The following is a 17,372-nucleotide window of genomic DNA, read 5'->3' as shown; positions in this document are numbered from 1 at the left end:
CTTTATCCCTTAACAGAACCTGCTGTCACGCCATCGATGAACTGATCCTGAGCTATAAAGAACACAATCAGGGATGGAATGATAGAAATAAGTGAAAGTGCCAGAATTCTGTTCCATGAGAAGCCTGTATCTGCATCCATTGACATCTTTACGAATATAGCTGCCGGATAACGCTTCGGAGTAGAAACATAGAGCAACGGTCCCATGAAGTCATTTGATGACCACATGAACTGGAACAGAGCTGCCGAAGTCATGGCAGGCTTAAGAACCGGAACGATAACATGCCACAGAGTTCCGAGTGCTGTGCATCCGTCGATCTTCGCAGCCTCGTCAAGCTCCTTTGGTATATTTCTCAGGAACTGAATGAGCATAAATACAAAGTAGGTATCCTGAGCGAACATGGTAGGAACGATAAGAGGAAGATATACCGGAGAGTCGACCCATCCCCAGCCGTTATACATGATGAACTGAGGTACATTAAGAACTACGTTCGGAAGGAACAGAGTAGCCATGAGTACCGCAAACAGAAGATCATGTCCCTTGAACTTGAATCGCGCAAAACCGTAGGCTGTCAGTGTACATGAAGCGATGGTGAGTATGACCTTCGGAATTACGATCTTGTAGGTGTTAAGCATTGACTTCCAGATGTCGATATCTCCGCCGTAACCGTTCATGGCATCGATATAGCCCTGAACAGTTGGCTGCTTGGGAATGAATCCGATGCTTGAGAAGATCTCTGAGTTTGTCTTAAATGAAGCACCGATCATCCATACCAGTGGATAGATCATAACGATACCCACCAGAACCAGTACGATATACTTAAAAACTGTGGCTATCTGTCTTTTCTTTTCAAGTGTCATTGTTTAAGCCTCCTCATCGGAATAGTATACCCAGTGCTTCTGGCTGTACTGTAAGATAGCTGTGAAAATCATAAGGATGATGAACAGTACCCATGCCTGTGCACTTGCAAGACCCATTGCGTATTTCTTGAACGCGTTGTTATAAATAAGCAGTGAAACCAGTGTTGTAGCGCCTCTCGGACCGCCCGCTGTGATGATGTAAGGTCCGTTGAATTCCTGGAACGCCTGAACCAGCTGTGTAACGAGGTTATAAAAAATAACCGGTGTGATCATCGGAACAGTAATTGTAAAGAACTGTCTCCACTTACCTGCACCGTCAAGAGAAGCCGCCTCATAAAGATCAGGTGAAACTCCCTTAAGAGCTGCAAGGAAGATGACCATGGTGGAACCGAACTGCCATACACGGAGAAGACAGATGATGAAAAGTGCCGCCGACTTGTTTGACAGCCAGTGCGGTCCTTCTACTCCGATAAATCCGAGGAGCATGTTAATGATTCCGTCGTCCTTGAAGATGGCCTTCCAGAGAACTGCTATGGCAACTGATGATCCGAGAATTGAAGGAATGTAATAGACTGTTCTGAACATCTTAACTCCCTTGATCTTGAAGTTAAGGATGTAAGCAACAAATAATGCGAAGACAAGTTTAAGAGGAACCGTCATGAATGCATACTTGAATGTGATGCCGAAACCTGTCTGAATCTTTGAATTTGTAAAAACATCCAGATAATTGAAGATACCCCACTTTGAAATGCCTTCAAAAAGTGAATAATCACTGAAGCTGTAAACCAATGATGAAAGGAATGGATATCCCTTGAAAACAAGAAATCCTACCAACCAGGGAAAAATAAATATAAAACCTTTATTTTCTTTCCAGAAGTTGTTCGGAGCACTTTTTGTTTTTGTATTTGACATTTTGTCTACTCCTTATTTCATATTTTTCGCAGATGAAACGGACCTTCGGTTCGGAGGCCCGTTTCAGGTACAAATTAATTTATTTAACCCTAAACTTAGGAGGATCAGGGATAAATCACTTTCCTATCCTTATGGATGCCGGTATTACTTGTTCTCTACTTCATCCACAGCATCAATAAGTGCCTGAGCAAGCTCCTTTGAATCTGTTCCGTCATAAGACATGTTGTTGATGATCTCCTGGTAAGCACCCTCTGCGCTGTCCTTGAGAGCTGCATCCTCATAGTATGGTGAAAGTGCAAACGGAGCATTTGCAGAAGCTGCCTTATTAGCCTCGTATGTAAGACCCTGAAGAGCACCGGAAGCTGAAAGCTTATCCTGAGCTGCCTTTGATGCAGGAACACCTCTCTCAAGAGCAAGAGTCTCTACGCCGTCACCGTTGAACATGTACTGAAGGAGCTTGGCAGCCTCTTCCTTGTTGGCTGAGTTAGGTGATACAGCGAATCCCATGGATACCTTATAAACTGTTGCAGGTGTACCGTAGTCTGCAGGATACTCACCGATCACAAGCTCCTGACCATCCTCAAGTGCATCTGAAAGCTTCTTGATCGAGCTGTCCCACTCAAGAACTCCGGCATAATGTCCATCGATGAAGTTAGGATTCTTATCAAGTGAATCTGCGCCGTCACCTGTAAGCTTCTCCTGTGTAGGGATTACATGGTTCTGTTCCAGACTCTTAAGGAAATCGAAACCATCTGCCAGCTCATCAACTGTGTAGTTGAGGTGTCCGTCTACGATCCACTGCTTGTTGTACTTCTCCTGCATATAGTATGTAAGAAGGATGGTGAGATCATATGTACCGCATGAAAGTGGATAGTAATCATCACCGAGCTTCTCCTTAAATACAGGTCCTGCAGCAAGGATATCAGCAAAGCTCTTAGGAACCTCAAGACCTGCCTTCTCAAATGTAGCCTTGTTCCAGTAGAACACACGGCCAGTTGATGATACAGGAACGCCAAGTACATGTCCGTCGATTGTCATGAGATCAATAAGTGATTGATCATACTGTGAAAGATCGAAATAAGAAAGATCCTTGAGATCTGCAAATCTTGTTCCGTCCGGGCTGAACTGCCATAACCAGTTCCAGTTGATCTGGAAAAGATCAGGCTCTGAATTACCGGCGATCTGTGTAGCGATCTTGTCCTGCCAGCCTGACCATGCACCGTACTCTGACTCAACCTTGATATTAGGATTTGCAGCCATATACTCATCAAGCATCTTAAGTGTAGCGTTGTGTCTTGAATCACCGCCCCACCATGACATACGGAGCACTACATCTCCGCCATTGGCAGCAGCTGCTTCAGCAACAGTCTCCTTAGCTGTCTCAGCAGCCTTGGTTGTCTCCTGCTTTGGAGCCTCTGTTGTTGCAGGTGCTTCTTTGCTGCCGCAGGCTGCAAGTCCAAGTACCATTGTTGCAGCTAAGCTTCCTGAAAGAATCTTTGTTACCATTTTTTTCATTTTTACCTCCTTGGGGTACCCCTTCGAGCCCCGCTTATAAATTGAATTTAATCTCTTATTTCTATTTGCAATGCAGGAAACGGTGCCAGTACCGATATAACCTGCATCAAACGGACATCAGAACTCTGTAGCCACATCATTTACGTAGACTACATTATAGCTGTCAAAATCGATCACATTGATTAGCTCTGTCTCCGTATCATCAGAGCCTCTTATCTCTATGTTATCCATGGCAAGGCGCTTTACATTCCTTGCATATACGCTCTTTCCGGTCATCTCAGGGAAATTATCCATCATGATGGTCTGACCGGGCTTTCTTTCCGATTTAGGCCGGAAGGAAACCTTCACATCTCTAAGTACGATGTTGTCAATGTATCTCTCCGGAAGTCCGTAAGCCACCAGCATACACTGATCAGCTCCCGTCGCTTCGATATTCTCAGCCCTTATGGTTCCTATCTCCGGAGTTCTTTCATCCACAGGTCTTTCATTCTGATCCTGCACATATTCGCTGTGTCCGTCAGGATCACAGAAATAAAACATATTGAAGGTGAAAGGCATATGTACATCCTTCATGATGATGTTACGGAAGATGATATTGTCATAAACTGCCCTTGGTCCTCTGCCTCTTCTTGTCTTTATACGAAGACCTCTGTCTGTCCCCTCGAAGATGCATCTCTCGACTGTCACATCATTGACTCCCGCGGACGCCTCAGATCCTATCGTCACACTGCCGTGTCCTCTTTCCAGAAATGAATTTCGGATCAATATATGCTCGGAAGGCTTATGATGTCTTTCACTCATATAGTATTTTCCCGACTTTATGGCTATACAGTCATCTCCTACAGATATCCTGCTCCCCAGTACCAGTACTCTGCTGCAGCTTTCCGGATCCATACCATCGGTGTTTGGTGAATCCGACGGATTCCAGACATTGATGTTGTAGATCGAAAGTTCATCTGTATAGTACGGATGGATGGTCCAGCAGGGTGAGTTTCTGACTGTAACAGACTGCAATCTCACATTTCTGCAGTGATTAAGAAATACTGTATTGGGTCTCCAGGCTATCCTTTTGACCTTTGGATTCACCCACCAGTCTCCCTTGTCCCCATTGCCATCTATGGTTCCTTTTCCGAAAATATCCAGATCTTCCACATTTACAGCAGTGATAAGTGAGGCAAAGCTGGTCTCAGGATTACCTTCCCAGCTTGAAAGATTGTATTCATCACTCCCGTCTGTTGTCTCAGTCATTCCTGGAAGTAAAGGATATTTCTCTCTTTCTTCACATCCGAGAAGCACTGCTCCTTCGTCTACCCAAAGGCTCATATGGCTCTTTAGAAAAAGCGGTCCTGTAAGATATATGCCCTTAGGAACATAGACCGTTCCATCCACCGGACAAGAGCTTATGGCTGCCTGTATAAAGCTTGTATCTTCATTCTTACCATCGCCCTTTGCGCCAAAGTTTTTTATATCAAGCAGTACAGTTTCATGTCCTGTCTTAAACGTCTTTTCTGTCCTGCCCCTTGAATCCTCTACAGCCAATGTATAATCACTGTCAGGCAAAAGACCGTCTATCGAGACAACATTCAGATTTGTCTTAAGCTTTTCTTCTCCGTTTATCAGAATTCTGTACTCTTCGTCAGTGTAGCAGATAGTACTATTTTCTATTTCTATTGTTACACTCCGCTTAAAAGCAGCACTTATTTCAAAATCCATGATGCCTCTTTTCAGTATCCGATTGTATAATCAGATACATTCTTGTATCATATTGCACTCATCCTGTTTCATATGTTTCATTGATTCATACCATATGTACAATTAAATTTTAACAATTCAATTATTTTTGTCTTTTCTCATCTGACATTTAAGATTATATCATTCACTTTTAGAAAAAACTTACATAAACAAACCTTATTTAGCTTATTATTATCTTATCGGATACTATTTTGCGTCTGATTCTAATATAATTGCCTATTTTCTATATCCTTTTAGATAATTATTGTATTCTTCATCTTCGAAAATGCACGTATTTGCGGTCTTTAGTCTATACATATTACATAATTTATGGGGTTATGTAAACGCTTTATGTTATCATTTTTTAGTATTATCCTGATATCATTTTGACAATTATCACGTTTTCACTAATTCTCCCCTCTCAGAATCTAGTCAAAAGAGAATTGTAGCCGATATTGTAATAGTATTCGATTTTATAATTTCTATAGTGATTGTTCAATTTATAATATGATATGTTTCACAAAACCTGTTTTTACCGAAAGGGAAGCATACATGATTATTGTTTCAAAATATGATGATGGGGATTACACAAGCATTCAGGAGGCTGTAGATAACGCGGTCGATGGTGAAACCATCCTTATAAGAGAAGGGATCTATGAAGAACGTGTCACCGTAACAGCAAAGAAACTTACTATCATAGGAAATAATACCGATTTTAGATCTTCAGAAACCATAAACGCTGATGATGAATCAAGAGTAAACGATCATCTCGCTTCAGACCGTACTGTAATTACGTATGGACTTTATGCAAAGATGCCCTCCGAAGACATTGGCAGACTCGGCACCTTTAGAAGCTATACCATGTTCATTGATTCTGACGATGTAACTCTCAGAAATATCACTATAGAAAACCATGCAGGTTCCGGTCCAGATATCGGTCAGGCTATCGCGCTTTATGCAGAAGGCAATAATCTTCACTTCGAAAATGTCAGGCTGCTGGGTTGGCAGGATACTCTTTTCACCGGTCCTCTTCCCGAAAAAGAAATCGAAAAGAACGGTTTTGTAGGTCCCAAACAGTTTGCACCCAGAATCAACGGTGTTCAATATTATAAGAACTGCTATATAGAAGGTGATATCGACTTTATCTTCGGTTCAGCCAGTGCGTACTTCGATGATTGTCTCCTCTTCCAGAAAGACAGGGCTAAACTCCTGAAAAGGATAAATCGGAATAAAAGTCCGGAAGACCTAAAAGTGATCCTCCGGCAGGATGAAGCAAGAGAAACCAAAAGCTTCGCCACAGCCGCTTCAACGCCTAAAGATCAGTCCTACGGATATATTTTCTCGAATTGTCGTTTTGAATCAGATTGTCCCGATAGTAGCTGTTACCTGGGAAGACCTTGGCGAAATCATGCATTTGTTGCTATCCTGCATTGTTATCTGGGACCTCATATTAAGGATGAAGGTTTTCATAACTGGAACAAAAAGGATGCCGAATCTACAGTCAGATTTTATGAATATGAGAATTTCGGTCCCGGATCCATCTGTATGAAAAAAAGCAATTCCCGGGCGACCTTTGTCAAAATCCTTACTTCGGAAGAAGCCGACCGATATTCCATTAGATAAATCATCCCTTGAGGAAATCCTGACGAAATATCATCTTGAGACGTCCTTCTCTCTTCATTTTCACAAGGGATGGTTCATCTATATCTATCCTTTTGACACATACATCATAATATAAATAAATAAGTTGGTTTTTTGTCTGATTATTTACAATAGACAGAGTCTTCATTTTGTTGTAAAAATCTTAAGAATGCGAACTTTTTAAGCACTAGATTTTCACATCAAAGGAGCAGCAATGAATAAGAATTTACTTGTAGCACAGTCAGGCGGACCTACAGCAGCCATCAATGCAACACTTGCAGGAATAATCGAGGAAGCACTCAAATCTTCTTCTGTTGACAAGGTCTACGGAGCAAAATACGGAATTCAGGGAGTGTTACAGGAAAATTTTATTGAATTAAGCTCCATTAAAGACATTAACGATATACTCGAAACCCTTTCCGTAACTCCTGCGGCAGCTCTTGGTTCCTGCCGCTATAAGCTTCAGGACCCATCCAAAGATCCTTCTGAGTTTCAGAGTATCATAGATATATTCAGAAAAAACGAGATCGGATATTTCGTTTATATCGGTGGAAATGACTCCATGGACACCGTATGGAAGCTTTCAGAGTATATCAAAGAGAACAACATAGATGATATAGTTGTAATCGGTGCTCCAAAGACCATAGATAACGATCTTTACGGAATCGACCACTGTCCCGGCTTTGGCTCTGCTGCCAAATACATCGCAACTTCCATCTCTGAGCTTGAGCGTGAGCTGGAGGTATATGACACTCCATATGTCATAGTCGTAGAAATGATGGGACGTAATGCAGGCTGGCTCACAGCAGCTGCTGCACTTGCTGAAGGAAATAACAGCAATGTTCCATACCTCATTTACCTCGAGGAACATCCTTTCGACCTAAACAATTTCATATCAGATGTGCGTGGAGAGCTCTCTATCTGCAACAATCTCATAGTAGCCATCAGCGAGGGCATCAAAGACAAGAGTGGCAAAATGATCTGTGACTACGCTGATCGCGATCAGACAAAGGACGCCTTCGGACATACCATTGCCACAGGTGCAGGCCGTGTTCTCGAGAATGCCATCCGTTCCAATATCGGCTGTAAGGTACGTTATATTGAGCTTAACCTCCTTCAGCGCTGTGCCGGACATCTTCTTTCAGAAACAGATATAAAGGAATCCCTTGAGCTGGGAAGAAACGCTGTACGCCTTGCTGTAAGCGGTGAAAACGGAGTCATGTCAACTCTTACACGTTTACCGGGCGAAAAGTATGAAGTAAGCTACGGTGCCGCAGACATTTCTCAGATTGCAGACCGCGAGAAGAAAGTTCCCGTAGAATGGATAAACGAGGAAGGAAACGGGGTAAAGGAAGAAATGCTCCGCTATCTCACCCCTCTCGTTCAGGGCGAGCTAACCTGTAAGTTCGAAAACGGTATACCGAAGTACATAGTACTTTGATCAATTTCATGGTCATCGCCTCTAACTAATTAAATTCTAAAATTGATTTAACAGGCTGAATTGTATCAAGCCATAACTCATCATTATAAAAGCTCCCGGCAAGGTATAACACCAAACCGGGAGCTTTCTTGATTATCTGATTTATATCCGATTTATTTGCCGAATACAGACTCGTAATCCTTCACGAACTTATCAATTCCTATATCAGTAAGAGGATGCTTTACCATCTGCATAAGTACCTTAAACGGAACTGTTGCTATCTCGGCACCTGTCTTTGCGCACTCTACGATATGCATAGGATGACGAACAGAAGCACAGATAACCTCAGTCTCGATATCAGGATACATCTGGAAGATATCCTCGATATCCTGGATAAGCGCTATACCGTCTGTTGAGATATCATCGAGACGGCCAAGGAAAGGGGAAACATAGGTAGCACCTGCTCTTGCAGCGAGAAGTGCCTGTCCTGCTGAGAAAACAAGAGTAACGTTTGTATGGATACCTTCGCTGGAAAGTACCTTGACAGCCTTGAGGCCTTCAGCAGTCATAGGAATCTTAACTACCATATTCTTATGGAGCTTAGCGATCTCTCTGCCTTCAGCGATCATTCCCTCTGCAGTAGTTGTGCTGGCCTTAACCTCACCGGAGATAGGTCCATCAACTATTTCTGTAATCTCCTTAAGGGTCTCCATATAATCTCTACCCTCTTTTGCGATGAGAGAAGGATTGGTAGTAACACCTGAAATGATTCCCATATCATTTGCTTCTCTTATCTCATCCACATTTGCAGTATCAATAAAAAACCTCATAATTCCCTCCTATAAATAAATATTTTACGATATAGGAACGCATCGTACTATGCGCTCCAACGTCATATTATAAACCTTTATTTTACAAAACTCTACATTACGATAATTCTTTCCATGTCCTCATCGATGAGTTCGATATGCCTCTTCATGTACATCTCTGCCACATCCGCATCTCTGTCGGTAATTGCTCTCAGTATCTTACCGTGAGCCTCGATGGCATTCTTCACATTATGACGTATCTTGAAGGTCTGAAATCTGAAATTCATTATCTTCTTGTTCATACTCTGATTGATCATCTCCATGACCTCATTTCCGGTCATCTTCATGATTGTGGTATGAAATTCCTCATCCAGATAAGCAAGCTTTTCATCATCCATCAGCATGGATGTCTCTATAAATGTCTCATGAATATCAGTAAGCGTGCGAATGTCTTCGTCTGTAGCTCTTTCTGCAGCCATACGCGCAGCCGCGGGCTCGATGATGTTTCTGAACTCCACATAGTCCTGAATACGTCCACGATTCTTTGTGAACCAGCTCACCAGTGCATCATTATCATTCTGCGACTTCCTGACTATGAAGGCACCCTTTCCCGGTTTTATGGAAAGATATCCCTCAGCCTCGAGATTTCTAAACGCCTCTCTTACCGTCCCTCTTCCGACCCGAAGCCTCTCACAGACCTCCTTCTCGGTCGCAAGCTTGTCGCCGATCTTCGCCTCATCAGAAAGAAGATATTCCTTTAATTCATTTATAGTTTTCTGTGTAGCTGAAAGTCTGTTCATAAGATCTCCATTCCACCGCAAGTTTCTGCGGTCTGACTACATTGAAAATTAATTGTTACAGTTTAGACTATTGATCTCCAAAGTCCTTTATGCTCCCAAAAGTACATTCGGTAGCCATGTTACGATTCCCGGAATATATGTACACATCATAAGCGTAACGAGAAGCGGAATAAGGAATGGAAGTATGCCCTTATAAAGTATTTCAAGTCTGAGATGTGCCAGATCACTTATGATGAAAAGACATACGCCAAATGGCGGTGTTACCTGACCTATCATGAGGTTAAGAACCATGATGACACCGAAGTGTACAAGGTCAAGACCAATTCCCTGAGCTATAGGAACAAGTACAGGAAGCATCAGAGTAAGTATAGCTCCCGGCTCCATGAACATACCGAGGATCAAAAGAATAATGTTTATGATCAGAAGTATCACTGCCGTATTTGAGCTTATTCCCAGAATAAAGTTAGCTATTTCTCTGGAGATACCCTCCTTTACCATTACATAGGTAAACAGTGTGGATGTACCGATAATAAAAAGTGTATTGGCTGCACCTACAGCTGAATCCTTTGCACATCTTATGAAATCCTTCAGTCCTATGGATCTGTACACCAGAGCAGCAATAACCAGTGAATATACAACCGCTATACACGAAGCTTCTGTAGGTGTTATCCATCCTGTTGTGAAGCCCGCAAGTATAATAAACGGAGTTACCAGTGAAAGTATGGAACCCTTAAAGCTCTCAGCAAGTGCCTTCAAACTGAAAGCTGTCCTCTCATATCCTCTCTTAACCGCAAAAAAGAAAACCAGGATCATAAGAGCAAGTCCCATAAGAAGACCAGGAATAACTCCTCCCATGAAGAGCTTGGCAACCGAAACAGAAGCAACTGATCCGTAAATGATAAGCGGGATACTTGGAGGGAAGATAGGTCCTATTACCGATGATGCAGAAGTAACGGAGGCTGAAAACTCGTCGTCATAGCCGTTATCACGCATAGCCTTCATTTCGATGACTCCGAGACCACCGGCATCTGCAGCGGCTGAACCTGACATACCTGCAAAGATTATACTTGCTACGATATTTGCATGTCCGAGACCTCCTGGTATCCAACCCACCAGATTCTTTGCAAAGTCAAAAATCTTTGTTGTTATCTTTCCTTCATTCATGAGATTTCCGGCAAAGATAAACAGCGGTACCGCTATAAGGAGATATGAATCAACTCCTGTAACCATCTTCTGACCTACGATCTGAAGCGGATATCCAAGTGCTATACAACCGGCAGTTGCTCCGGCTCCTATGGCGATACTTATCGGAGCTCCTATTAAAAGCAGAACGAGGAATGCTGTCAAAAATACTATCATTTCTCTTTACCTCCCTCATTTTTCTTTCCCGTAAGCTTATCCAAAAGTTCATAAACGGACACAAGCACGAAATAACCTCCTGCTATGGCACAAGGCAGATAATGCCATGCTTTTGTCAGCTTCTGCATAGTTGAAAACTTACTTGTGGCAAGTATGGGATACATATCCTTATATGAAATGATCATTACGATTCCGAGGAATACGGTAGCTATTCTGATGATCACCCAAAAGATATCTCTTACCTTTTCCGGCACTCTGGCATATATCATATCCAGATTGATCATTCTGCTTTCATCCACAAGGATAATCAGTCCCATAAACGCCATCCACATGAACATAAATCCGTTCAGCTCAGTTGAAAATCTGAAGGAAATATTGATTGTGTTTCTGACTATCAGCTCTGATAACATGAGACATACTATGCCCAAAATGCAGACGAGCATTATCACTGTGGAGATCAATTTTATAATGTCCAATAATTTACGATATAGTCTCACAACTGTCCCCTTTCTTTATTCCATCGGGTAAAGCCTGAATTCATTATATTTCAGACCTTTTATCTCGATAATGTCCGCTTTCGGGCGGATTATCTTCAAAAAACAGCAGGATACCCAATAGGACTCCTGCTGTTTTCCTTTTAACTGTACCTCATCATATCTGAATCGACTTACCTGTATCCGATGAATACATAAAGCTGTTCAGCGTCAGATGATCAATGGTATCAATCACTTATTAACTGCAAGAAGTGCATCAAGGAGTTCCTGATCGTACCAGCTCTCGTTCTCATACTTCTTGTAGAAGTTAGGAATATCAAGCTTATCCTTGAATGACTGGATATCAGGGTTATCATCGAACTGAACACCTGCTTCTTCAAGAGTCTTTCTTGCAGTTACATTATCTTCCTTAATAGTATCGAAAGAATACTTGGCTGCCTTCTTAGCCTCTTCTCTGAGGATGGTCTGATACTGCTCAGGAAGAGCATCCCAGCTGTCCTTGTTAGCTGCCATGGTGCATCCCATCCACATATAGTTGATGAAGCTGAAGTACTTGATATCATCATATGTTGCATTTGCTACGAGGTGATATGTTGCGTTATCCTGACCCTCTGCAGTACCGTTTGAAAGAGCGATAGCAAGCTCATTAAGAGCAAGTGCTACAGGGTTAGCGCCCAGTGTCTGCCATACATCGAGGTAAACCTGGCTTGTAGGTACACGAAGCTTAACGCCATCAACATCAGCTGCTGAATGAATAGGTCCGCCGGCTTCTGTAGTTGAAACCTGTCTCATACCGTTGTCACCTTCAGCGAGATAAACGAGACCAACATCCTCAAATCCTGAGAAGATCTTGTCTCCCAGCTCTCCGTTAGTTACTTCATAAGCCTGATCAGCATCCTTGAAAAGGAATGGCATATCAAGGATCTTTGCCTTGTCATAGAACTCTGTAAATCCTGATGTACCTGCAAAGATGAGGTCGATAGTTCCAAGTCTGGTTGAAGCAAGAGCCTCTGCATCATTTCCAAGCTCACCTGAGCTGTGAACATCGAGTGTGATCTGTCCGTTTGAAGCTTCCTTAACAAGTCTTGCATACTCTGCAATAGTCTTTGTAGGTACTGAATTCTCATTACCCGGAGAATAGATGGTCAATGTTACAGGCTCAAGACCTGCAAGCTCTCCTTCGGCCTCCTTCTGTGCCTCGGTTGCTGCAGCTTCAGTAGCCTTCTCTGTCTCTTTTTTTGTCTCCTCTTTCTTCTCTGCTGCTGCGGCTGTTGTTGTGGCAGTTGCAGAAGATGAACCGCAACCTGCAAGTGTGCTTACTGCACAGGTTACAGCAAGTGCCAATGATACAACTCTTTTTTTCATTTTTCCTCCTTTTTTCTTTGGGAAATCAGCTCTTTTTCTATCTCCTCTGATAACGAGCCGGCATATCCCGGAAACTTTAGATCCGGTAACAGCACTTTGCATAATTGTCATACAATATTCCCAAAAATGTCGTACAATCTTTTTTCTGATATCTATTTTAGAATACAATTAATGTCATTTCAACCAATTTCTATAATATTTTTCATTATTTTATTGTGCGTATTTATGCGCTTTGTATAACAAAAAAGAGCATCCCAATAAAGGGATACTCTTCCTGTAAAAAACTGTATTTGTTTTTTAGATTGATATGTAAAATCAAAATCCGCCGATACAGATAGTATCAGACCAGAGCCTTTATCGCTTCGATTTCTTCCTGAGAAAGGTCGCGAACATCACTGTTTTCACCGCTGCAGTTAGAATCCTCGATCAGGAACATCTTTGTGTCCTTCTCGGTAATGGTATTATGCCACAGAGATCTGGGTATAACATACAATTTACCCTTCTCCATATGTACCGCATCAAATTGAAGTTCTCCGGAATCCTTCTCGTTTCCGTATACAAGAGTACACCTTCCCTCTACAAGAACAAACATTTCGTCTGTAGTGTTGTGTCTCTCTACATTGGCTATACCGGTAATATCATTAGCCGGCTTCCAATTCTTTATGCCAACTGTCCACTTTTCGTTCTCGTAGACACGATGCATACCTTCACCACTGAACTCATAATTTAAAATCTCTGCCATGACAAAGCCCTTCTTTCACAGCATCTTCTTGATTTCTTCAACTGCATGCTCAGCTGTAAGACCATACTCCTTGAAAAGGTTATCCGGCTTACCTGACTGACCGAACAGATCGTTGATACCGATGATAGAGAACTTGGCACCTGCATTACCTGCAAGAACCTCGGCAACAGCTGAACCGAGACCACCGATCACACTGTGCTCTTCCATGGAAACCATAGCCTTCACCTTGCCGTTATACTTGAGAATAGTCTCAGCATCGATAGGCTTAATAGTATGCATATTAATAACAGCCGTGCTGATACCCTCAGCTTCAAGAGTCTTTGCAGCCTCAAGAGCTACAGGAACCATCAGTCCGCAGGCAATTATAGCCGCATCTGTACCGTCCTTGATAACTGTAGCCTTACCAAACTCAAAAGGCTTCTCATCAAGCTCAGGAATGTCCTCCACTACAGGTCTTCCTACACGAACATATACAGGGCCGTCAAGTGCTGCTGCAGCACGTACAGCCTTCTCTGTCTCCTTAGGATCAGCCGGAACGATAACTCTCATGTTAGGCATAACTCTCATAAGAGCGATATCCTCTACTGACTGGTGTGAACCGCCGTCCTCACCTACTGAAAGGCCTGAATGTGAAAATGCGAACTTAACATTGAGGTTCTCATAAGCTACTGAATTACGGATCTCTTCATAGGCACGTCCTGCACCGAAAAGAGCGAATGTGGATACGAAAGGGGTGAGCCCTACATGAGCAAGACCTGCAGCTGTATCTACCATGTTAGCCTCAGCGATGCCCATATCAAAGAATCTCTCAGGGAACTTCTCCTTGAAATACTTTGACTGTGTGGCATTGGCAAGGTCAGCATCAAGCGCTACGATATTCTCATTCTCCTCACCTAATTTTGCGAGTGTTTCACCAAATGCAACTCTTAATGACTTTCCCATAACATCAAACCTCCTGCTCCGCAAATGCTTTCTCGAACTGTTCCTTATTCATAGGACTTCCGTGCCAACCGAACTGGTTCTCCATAAATGAAACGCCCTTGCCCTTCACTGTATGGCAGCAGATGAACTTTGGCTTTCCGTTGTGAGGAGCCTGAAGTGCTTCGTCGATAGCCTTGATATCATGTCCGTCAACATCATATACTTCCCATCCGAATGCCTTGAACTTCGCATTGATGTCTCCGAGGCTCATAACCTCTTCGTTAGATCCGTCGATCTGGAGATGATTGTAATCGAGCATCCATGTAAGATTATCAAGCTTGTAATGAGCTGCCGCCATAGCTGCCTCCCATACGAGACCTTCCTGGCACTCACCATCGCCAAGAACTGTGTAAGTCTGCCATGTCTTCTTCTGAACCTTTGCACCAAGTGCAAGTCCGATAGAAACAGAAGCACCCTGTCCGAGAGAGCCGGTATTTACATCAACACCTGGTGTCTTCTTGCAGTCAGGATGTCCCTGAAGGTGACTGTGAAGCTGACGAAGGCTTGCAAGATCAGACTTAGGAAAATATCCAAGATCAGCAAGTATTGCGTAAAGTGTAGGGCAGGAATGTCCCTTACTGAGAACAAATCTGTCACGGTCAGGATTCTTCGGATCCTTAGGATCGAGACCCTTCATTGTGTCATAGTAAAGTGCCATCAGCATCTCTACGCATGAAAGAGATCCGCCCGGATGTCCTGACTGACATGCAAAAAGCATCTTCAAAATTTCAGCACGGATTTCTTTCGCTTTCTTTTCGTAATCCATATAAAACTCCTCCTCAATATGTTCGGCATTAAAAATGCTAGAGTAAACTTTAATATATGCAGAAATTATGTCAACATAATTCTGCTTTTGTACTGTAAATAAAAAGATTTTGTAGATGTTGTCTATTTTTTAACATTAATTTTTGTGAAATACAAACATAAAAACAGCTCATTTGTATCACAATCTAAAAATATTCACTATCCTTTTACTGCGCCGGCCGTTAGTCCCTCCACCAGTCTCTTCTGGGCAAAGAAGAACATGATACACACAGGTATGATGGTAAGGATGCCTCCTGCAGTAAGGAGATCCCACTGTACGCCAAGCTGTCCGATAAGTGACTTCAGAGCTACAGGTATGGTACGTGTCGCAGTATTTGTGAACATCATGGCAAATGTATATTCATTCCATGACTGCATGAAGATATATACGCCTGTAGCGATGATGCTGGGCCTCAAAATCGGAAATACTATCTTCATAAATGCCTGTCCACGGTTACATCCATCCACCATGGCAGCCTCTTCAAGAGACATGGGCAGATCGTTGATGAATCCTATGAGCAGCCAGACAGAAAACGGAATGGTAAATGTGGTATATGCAAGTACCAGAGATGAAGGCGTATATAATAGATGCAGATTTCTCATGATGGAATAAAGAGGAATCAGTAGGAGCACCGTCGGAAACATATTATTGCAGAGGAAGATACTCATGAGTACTCTTCTTCCGGGGAATATGTATCTGGAAAATGCATATGCCGCCATGGTCGCCACTGTAAGTGTAACTAATGTTGTACAGAACGCTACGATAAAACTGTTTTTCATAGCCGAAAAGAAGTCTACTGTACTTGTGAACAGCTTTCCGTAGGCTGAAAAATCAGGGTTTGCCGTCCAGTATGTGACCACCTTTCCATAGAGCTCGTCGTAGGGCTTTATAGATGTTAAAAATGTCCAGTAAAACGGAAACAGTAAAAACAACAGCATCAGGAACAGAACCGTGAATTTAAGGACAGTCAGTGCTTTAGGTTCTCTCTTCATCACTTCTCCTCCTTAAAGTTCATCCTCAGATACGGTACTACGACCACAAGAAGCAGCAGCGCCAGGCAGATGGCCATGGCAGATGCATAGCCAAGATTAAGAGCATTTGCCTTGTTATAGATGTATACCGACAGGGTCTGGGTCGAATAAGCAGGTCCGCCCTCAGTCATGTTGAAGATCACATCAACAGAGTTCGCTACCCATATGATCCTCAGAAGTCCGGTTACAAATATCGTATTCTTTATGGAAGGTATGGTAATGTAGAAAAGCCTCTGCAGTCTGCTGGCTCCGTCTATCTCCGCCGCTTCATACATATCGGTGGATACGCCCTGAAGCGCAGCCAGAAGCATGAGTGCGAAGAATGGTATGCCCTGCCATACTATGGTCACGATAACCGAAGGAAAGGCTGTGGGCTTCTGGGACAGAAATGCTATCTTGTCGTTTATGATGTTAAGCTTCATGAGCACATCATTAAGTACACCTGCATTTCCATCATATATCCACCTCCACATGAGACCGATGAGAACTCCCGGAGTTACCCAGGGCACCATGCTCACCGCTCTTACAAAGCCTCTGCCTCTGAAATGCGAATTAAGTATCAGCGCAAGTACAAATCCGAAAAAAAACTGAAAGCCTACACCAAAAATGACCCACAGTATGGTTCTGATGACTGCATTTATAAATTGTTTATCCAGCAGGGCGCTGGAATAATTGGTAAGTCCGATAAAGGCTATATCCTTGGGACGCCTCAGATCATAATTCTGAAAACTCATCATGATTGCATTCATAACAGGTATGAATACTACGCACATGATGATCAGTGTCGCAGGAGCCACAAGGAGAAAAGGCCACACAGAACGCTTTTTAGTCATGTCTATCTCCTCAGTTGTCTCTTTTCATAGCTCAGTCGGGGACTTAGCCCCGACTGAACAAATACAGAGTCCCC

The 17,372-nt window shown here is 42.8% G+C and carries 16 protein-coding genes; 2 read left to right on the top strand and 14 right to left on the bottom strand.

Features of this window, described 5'->3' with window-relative positions:
* Nucleotides 1-2 precede the first annotated feature (2 nt).
* From BXO88_RS08380 to BXO88_RS08365, 4 genes are all read right to left on the bottom strand, one after another.
* Nucleotides 3-860: a carbohydrate ABC transporter permease gene (locus BXO88_RS08380; RefSeq protein WP_078037293.1), complete on the bottom strand. Its 858-nt coding sequence runs from the start codon at nucleotides 858-860 to the stop codon at nucleotides 3-5.
* Nucleotides 861-863: 3 nt separating this feature from the next.
* On the bottom strand, nucleotides 864-1,772 hold the full coding sequence (locus BXO88_RS08375; protein ID WP_078037292.1) for a carbohydrate ABC transporter permease: 909 nt from the start codon (nucleotides 1,770-1,772) through the stop codon (nucleotides 864-866).
* A 144-nt stretch (nucleotides 1,773-1,916) separates the two neighbouring features.
* On the bottom strand, nucleotides 1,917-3,287 hold the full coding sequence (locus BXO88_RS08370) for an ABC transporter substrate-binding protein (protein WP_078037291.1): 1,371 nt from the start codon (nucleotides 3,285-3,287) through the stop codon (nucleotides 1,917-1,919).
* 117 nt (nucleotides 3,288-3,404) lie between these two features.
* Entirely contained in the window at nucleotides 3,405-5,000 is a 1,596-nt protein-coding gene (locus BXO88_RS08365; protein ID WP_242945182.1) for a glycoside hydrolase family 28 protein, read from the bottom strand.
* Nucleotides 5,001-5,570: 570 nt separating this feature from the next.
* On the opposite strand from BXO88_RS08365, the gene BXO88_RS08360 reads away from it, so the two are divergent.
* Nucleotides 5,571-6,641: a pectinesterase family protein gene (locus BXO88_RS08360; protein ID WP_078037289.1), complete on the top strand. Its 1,071-nt coding sequence runs from the start codon at nucleotides 5,571-5,573 to the stop codon at nucleotides 6,639-6,641.
* Nucleotides 6,642-6,873: 232 nt separating this feature from the next.
* Complete coding sequence (locus BXO88_RS08355) at nucleotides 6,874-8,100, top strand: 6-phosphofructokinase (protein WP_078037288.1); 1,227 nt, start codon at nucleotides 6,874-6,876, stop codon at nucleotides 8,098-8,100.
* Between the two features lie 152 nt (nucleotides 8,101-8,252).
* Here BXO88_RS08355 and fsa read toward each other — a convergent pair whose 3' ends face one another.
* From fsa to BXO88_RS08305, 10 genes are all read right to left on the bottom strand, one after another.
* Complete coding sequence (fsa, locus tag BXO88_RS08350) at nucleotides 8,253-8,909, bottom strand: fructose-6-phosphate aldolase (protein WP_078037287.1); 657 nt, start codon at nucleotides 8,907-8,909, stop codon at nucleotides 8,253-8,255.
* 92 nt (nucleotides 8,910-9,001) lie between these two features.
* Entirely contained in the window at nucleotides 9,002-9,688 is a 687-nt protein-coding gene (locus BXO88_RS08345; RefSeq protein WP_078037286.1) for a FadR/GntR family transcriptional regulator, read from the bottom strand.
* An 87-nt stretch (nucleotides 9,689-9,775) separates the two neighbouring features.
* Nucleotides 9,776-11,047 (bottom strand): TRAP transporter large permease, encoded by a 1,272-nt coding sequence (locus BXO88_RS08340; protein WP_078037285.1) that lies wholly within the window; start codon nucleotides 11,045-11,047, stop codon nucleotides 9,776-9,778.
* Nucleotides 11,044-11,544, bottom strand: coding sequence for a TRAP transporter small permease (locus BXO88_RS08335; RefSeq protein ID WP_078037284.1), 501 nt, complete (start codon nucleotides 11,542-11,544; stop codon nucleotides 11,044-11,046). The genes BXO88_RS08340 and BXO88_RS08335 overlap by 4 nt, the downstream gene beginning before the upstream one ends.
* A 228-nt stretch (nucleotides 11,545-11,772) precedes the next feature.
* Nucleotides 11,773-12,906: a TRAP transporter substrate-binding protein gene (locus tag BXO88_RS08330; RefSeq protein WP_078037283.1), complete on the bottom strand. Its 1,134-nt coding sequence runs from the start codon at nucleotides 12,904-12,906 to the stop codon at nucleotides 11,773-11,775.
* Between the two features lie 340 nt (nucleotides 12,907-13,246).
* A complete protein-coding gene (locus BXO88_RS08325; protein ID WP_078037282.1) occupies nucleotides 13,247-13,648 on the bottom strand; it encodes a cupin domain-containing protein in 402 nt (133 codons plus the stop codon).
* A 15-nt stretch (nucleotides 13,649-13,663) separates the two neighbouring features.
* Nucleotides 13,664-14,590, bottom strand: coding sequence for a transketolase family protein (locus tag BXO88_RS08320; protein WP_078037281.1), 927 nt, complete (start codon nucleotides 14,588-14,590; stop codon nucleotides 13,664-13,666).
* A 4-nt stretch (nucleotides 14,591-14,594) separates the two neighbouring features.
* On the bottom strand, nucleotides 14,595-15,395 hold the full coding sequence (locus BXO88_RS08315; protein ID WP_078037280.1) for a transketolase: 801 nt from the start codon (nucleotides 15,393-15,395) through the stop codon (nucleotides 14,595-14,597).
* A gap of 197 nt (nucleotides 15,396-15,592) precedes the next feature.
* Entirely contained in the window at nucleotides 15,593-16,426 is an 834-nt protein-coding gene (locus BXO88_RS08310) for a carbohydrate ABC transporter permease (protein WP_078037279.1), read from the bottom strand.
* Nucleotides 16,426-17,298, bottom strand: coding sequence for a carbohydrate ABC transporter permease (locus BXO88_RS08305; protein WP_078037277.1), 873 nt, complete (start codon nucleotides 17,296-17,298; stop codon nucleotides 16,426-16,428). Before BXO88_RS08305 ends, BXO88_RS08310 begins: the two co-directional genes overlap by 1 nt.
* Nucleotides 17,299-17,372: the final 74 nt, after the last annotated feature.

The organism is Oribacterium sp. C9 (assembly GCF_002007235.1).
Classification (GTDB): Bacteria; Bacillota; Clostridia; order Lachnospirales; family Lachnospiraceae; genus Oribacterium.
This window is presented reverse-complemented; position numbering and strand designations above follow the sequence as displayed.

Excerpts from the sequence above, each read along its gene's own strand:
- BXO88_RS08380 (WP_078037293.1), bottom strand. The coding sequence starts at position 860 with ATGACACTTGAAAAGAAAAGACAGATAGCCACAGTTTTTAAGTATATC.
- BXO88_RS08375 (WP_078037292.1), bottom strand. The coding sequence starts at position 1,772 with ATGTCAAATACAAAAACAAAAAGTGCTCCGAACAACTTCTGGAAAGAA.
- BXO88_RS08370 (WP_078037291.1), bottom strand. The coding sequence starts at position 3,287 with ATGAAAAAAATGGTAACAAAGATTCTTTCAGGAAGCTTAGCTGCAACA.
- BXO88_RS08365 (WP_242945182.1), bottom strand. The coding sequence starts at position 5,000 with ATGGATTTTGAAATAAGTGCTGCTTTTAAGCGGAGTGTAACAATAGAA.
- BXO88_RS08360 (WP_078037289.1), top strand. The coding sequence starts at position 5,571 with ATGATTATTGTTTCAAAATATGATGATGGGGATTACACAAGCATTCAG.
- BXO88_RS08355 (WP_078037288.1), top strand. The coding sequence starts at position 6,874 with ATGAATAAGAATTTACTTGTAGCACAGTCAGGCGGACCTACAGCAGCC.
- fsa (WP_078037287.1), bottom strand. The coding sequence starts at position 8,909 with ATGAGGTTTTTTATTGATACTGCAAATGTGGATGAGATAAGAGAAGCA.
- BXO88_RS08345 (WP_078037286.1), bottom strand. The coding sequence starts at position 9,688 with ATGAACAGACTTTCAGCTACACAGAAAACTATAAATGAATTAAAGGAA.
- BXO88_RS08340 (WP_078037285.1), bottom strand. The coding sequence starts at position 11,047 with ATGATAGTATTTTTGACAGCATTCCTCGTTCTGCTTTTAATAGGAGCT.
- BXO88_RS08330 (WP_078037283.1), bottom strand. The coding sequence starts at position 12,906 with ATGAAAAAAAGAGTTGTATCATTGGCACTTGCTGTAACCTGTGCAGTA.
- BXO88_RS08325 (WP_078037282.1), bottom strand. The coding sequence starts at position 13,648 with ATGGCAGAGATTTTAAATTATGAGTTCAGTGGTGAAGGTATGCATCGT.
- BXO88_RS08320 (WP_078037281.1), bottom strand. The coding sequence starts at position 14,590 with ATGGGAAAGTCATTAAGAGTTGCATTTGGTGAAACACTCGCAAAATTA.
- BXO88_RS08315 (WP_078037280.1), bottom strand. The coding sequence starts at position 15,395 with ATGGATTACGAAAAGAAAGCGAAAGAAATCCGTGCTGAAATTTTGAAG.
- BXO88_RS08310 (WP_078037279.1), bottom strand. The coding sequence starts at position 16,426 with ATGAAGAGAGAACCTAAAGCACTGACTGTCCTTAAATTCACGGTTCTG.
- BXO88_RS08305 (WP_078037277.1), bottom strand. The coding sequence starts at position 17,298 with ATGACTAAAAAGCGTTCTGTGTGGCCTTTTCTCCTTGTGGCTCCTGCG.